We start from the raw sequence: 3846 nt of genomic DNA on the forward strand, positions 1-3846 counted from the left end.
GCCGGGTCACCGGCCGGTCGGCCCGGCTCTGTCACACCCCGCCGCTACGGTTCCGGGCATGGCGAACTTCGTGTTGGTACCGGGGGCATGGCTCGGGGCATGGGCGTGGGAGGAGGTGGCGGCAGAGCTGCGCGCCGCCGGGCACGACGCGCACCCCTTGACGCTCTCCGGGTTGGCCGAGAAGAGGGACCTGCCGGTGGGGCCGCGCACCCACGTGCGGGACATCGTCGACGAGATCGAGCGCCTCGACCTGCGCGAGGTGATCCTCGTCGGGCACAGCTACTCCGGCATCCCGGCCGGACAGGCCGCCGCACTGATCGGCGACCGGCTGACGCGGCTGGTGTACGTGGATGCCAACGTCCCGGTGGACGGCGAGTCGTTCGTCTCCGCGTGGCCGGAGGGCCGGGCGATGGTGGAGGCGGCCATCGCCGGCAACGACGGCCGGTGGCCGCCGTTGCCGGCCGAGGAGTACGCGGGCCAGGGGTTGACCGACGGGCAAATCGAGCGGATCGTCGCCGGCGCCACCCCGCACCCGGGCGTCTCGCTGACCGCCCCCGCCGAGTTGGCGCGCCCCCTCGCCGAGCTGCCCACCACCTACGTCAAGTGCCTGCTCGACGGTGAGGTGCCGCCCCCGGAGGTGGCGGAGCCGGTGAAGGCCGGGCACTGGCGGCTGGTGACGATGGACACCGGCCACTGGCCGATGTTCTCCCGCCCCCGCGAACTGGCCCGCATCCTCCTCCCGGCCGCCGCCGGCTCCTGAACACGTTCCGGGGCCATGGGCGGAGCGGCCCGGTGGTAAAGCGTTTGACCGCCTTCGGGTCCGCACGCTCGGATGGGGCGATGAGCACCCAGCCCTCACCGCCCGGGGCCGGCACCGTCCGCGCCGCCGACGAGGCCCTCGTCCGACGCCTGGTCGCCGACCGGTTCCCCCGATGGGCGGGGCTGCCTGTGACGCGGCTGCCCTCCGGCGGCACCGTCAACGCGGTGTACCGGCTGGGCGGGGACATGCTCGTCCGCCTGCCGCTGGGGGAAGCCGGCGCGAGGGACGTGGAGCGGGAGGGGACGTGGCTGCCGCGTCTCGCCCCGCTGCTGCCCGTGGCCGTTCCGGAGGTGCTCGGCGTCGGGGAGCCGACGGAGGAGTTCCCCCGGCCCTGGTCGGTGTACCGGTGGCTGGAGGGGGAGCACCCCGAGCCGGGGGCTTTGGAGGATCCCGTCGGCCTGGCCGGTGACCTGGCCGCCTTCGTCGCGGCCATGGGGGCCATCGGTCTGCCCGGGGGTCCGGCGGCCCACCGGGGCGGGCCGGTGACCTCGCTGGACGCGGCCACCCGCGCGGCGATCGAGGAGCTGCGGGGCCTCCCGGAGGAAGGGATCGACTGCGACGCGGCACTCGCGGTGTGGGAGGAGACGCCGCACGCCTCCCCCGGGGGCGAGCCACCCGTGTGGCTGCACGCCGACCTGATGCCCGGCAACCTGCTGGTGCGCGGCGGCCGGCTCGTCGCGGTGATCGACTTCGGGTGCGCGGGGACGGGTGACCCGGCCTGCGATCTGTTCCCCGCCTGGAACCTGCTGCCGGCCGGCGCGCGGGAGGTCTTCCTCGACGGGCTGGGGGTGGACGAGCCGACCCGCCTCCGGGGGCGGGGACGGACCCTGTCGCAGGCCCTGATCTCGCTCCCGTACCACCGGACACGCAACCCGGCGATGGCCGCCAACGCCCGTCACGTCCTGCGGACGGTGTTGGAGGCTCCTGCTTCCCGCCCCTGATCCGAGCCGCGACCCCTCCACGGCGGCATCGACGATCCGTGTCGTACCGCCGCGGGCCGGTAACGGCGCACGTGTGTTCACACCACCCTGACGCCGAGTGCGAACGCTCTGACGGTGCCCGGGGAGGAACGTTGGTGATCCTTGGAGCCCACCACCGCGCCCGGCCGCCCCTCGACCAGTACCGGTTCGACCCTCCACAGCAATTGACCCTGTCCGTTGGTGAGTGCCTCGGCGCCGATTCCGGTGAGCGCGAAGGTCGAATCGAGTAGCGTCCGGGCCGTGGGATGCGCGGCCGAAGAACTCACGGCGAGATTTTCCCCGCGCTGGACCGTACCCACAGCGGGCAGGGATTTCCGCAGCCCGATGGAGAATGCGGTAATGGTGGCGGGGCCGGAATGGATGTGGTCCTTCGATCGGGCCCGCCACCGGTGACCGATTTCAGGGAAGGAGGCGGTCGCCATGTTCCCCGCACCGGGGTGCCAATTGACACGGAACCCACCGCTGATCAACTCGAATCCGCCCGGAACCGACACGGCGATCTCGGGGTGTGCCGCCCTGCCGCTCGTCTCCTCGCCGTACTCGAGGTGACCGAGCAGCTGGGCGCGGGTCAATCCGCTGATCCTCATGCCGATGGCGAAGGCGGTCAGCCGGTGTGGATCGGAGACCCTGTGGTCCTTGGAGGACACACGCCACGCCGACCGGTCAGGGCTGGGATACGAAGCGGTCAGCAACGCTCCCTGCGGCGTCCTCGCCCCGATACCACCACCGCCGACCACGACCATGTCCCCGGGCACCGAACAGCTGAAATCGAAGAAATGGGCCGCGGCGGAAGATGCCTGCTCACGGAAAACGGAAATCGTCACCTTACCGGAAGCGTCCTTGTCCGTGAAAACCAGGTCGGCCATGGGGACATCCTTTCGCCGCTTCCCGGTGCGGGAACGCCTCGGACCATCCGCGTACACCCGTGTGCGGGTTGCCCCCAGGCTTGCACGCATGTGGCATCGGGGCACCCGGTGGAACTCCATGCGGTGCACTCGTGGGCCTCCCCGTCATGCCGGTGGCCCCCGGGGCATCCGACCGTCGGCGAGCCGTCCCCGGCGCCACCCGGTCGCACCGCCGACACTCGTTTCCTCCCCTCGCTGTCGACGCCCGGCGAGCCGGGCCGCCCGGCTTATCCCCCCTCCCCTTCCAGCACCTCGATCAGGTGGGCGGCGAAGGCGGTGGGGGTCTCGACTGCGCCGAGGTGGCCACCGGGGAACTCGGCGAGGTCGATGCCGAGGGTGGCGGCGAGCCGGCCGGCCGGGCCGTGGAGTGCCTCCTGCTCCCGCGAGGCCCGACCCACCGCCGGCACGAGCTTGTGGGCGACGGGCCGCAGGGCGTCGACGTTCGGCGGGGAGGAGGAGAACGGGCACAGCACGTGCTCCAGGAAGAGCGGCATGTTGGCGTGCATCCGAGGCGCCATCTCCCGCAGCGCCGGCGGTGGTTCGGCCTCCCCGGCGGTTTCCCCGGCGGTGGGCGGATCGGCGGCCGGGTCGGGCCGCTCCTCCCCCAGCCCCTCGGTGAAGCGGGCCACGGCGGCGGCGAGTCCGTCGGTCCGCAGCAGCTCGCGCACCCCGGCGAAGAGAGCCCGGTGCGGGGCGGGGTCCGGAAGGAGGTCGAGCAGCGGCGGCTCGTGGGCGACGACCCGGCGCAGACGGTCGGGGTGACGGGCCAGCAGGTCCAGGGCGACGATGGCCCCGGAGCTGCATCCGAGGACGTACGCCTCCTCCTCGGGGGCGACCGCGTCGAGCACACGGCGGGCGTCCTCGCTCCACACCGACACCTCGTGCTCCTCCCCCTCGGCGAGCGGACGGTGGAGCCGGCTGCGGGACAGGCCGCGCGGATCGAGGGACACGGTGGTGTACCGGGCGGCGAGGTCGGCGGTCGTGCCCGCGTACATGCCGGCGTCGGCGGCGCCGCCGGGGAGGAGTAACAGCACCGGGCCGCTGCCGTGGACCTCGTAGTGGAGCGTGGCTCCCGGTACGTCGAGGGTGCCGACCCGGGGCGCGTCGGTTCGGAAGGCACCGGACGCGGGGGCGGTGGGGC

General features: G+C 73.3%; 4 protein-coding genes. 2 read left to right on the forward strand and 2 right to left on the reverse strand.

Annotation, left to right across the window (positions count from 1 at the left end; genetic code table 11):
* Positions 1 to 58: 58 nt before the first annotated feature.
* Together FOE67_RS19210 and FOE67_RS19215 are read left to right on the forward strand one after the other, a co-directional pair.
* Positions 59 to 760, forward strand: coding sequence for an alpha/beta fold hydrolase (locus FOE67_RS19210; protein WP_182665975.1), 702 nt, complete (start codon positions 59 to 61; stop codon positions 758 to 760).
* Positions 761 to 840: 80 nt separating this feature from the next.
* Positions 841 to 1761, forward strand: coding sequence for an aminoglycoside phosphotransferase family protein (locus tag FOE67_RS19215; protein ID WP_182665978.1), 921 nt, complete (start codon positions 841 to 843; stop codon positions 1759 to 1761).
* 77 nt (positions 1762 to 1838) lie between these two features.
* On the opposite strand, the gene FOE67_RS19220 is transcribed toward FOE67_RS19215, so the two are convergent.
* A complete protein-coding gene (locus FOE67_RS19220; RefSeq protein WP_182665980.1) occupies positions 1839 to 2666 on the reverse strand; it encodes a hypothetical protein in 828 nt (275 codons plus the stop codon).
* Between the two features lie 266 nt (positions 2667 to 2932).
* Positions 2933 to 3846, reverse strand: a 914-nt coding sequence (locus FOE67_RS19225) for an alpha/beta fold hydrolase (RefSeq protein WP_228474049.1), incomplete at its 5' end; no start/stop codon positions are given.

The organism is Streptomyces calidiresistens (assembly GCF_014141525.1).
In the GTDB taxonomy this organism is placed as follows: domain Bacteria; phylum Actinomycetota; class Actinomycetes; order Streptomycetales; family Streptomycetaceae; genus Streptomyces; species Streptomyces calidiresistens.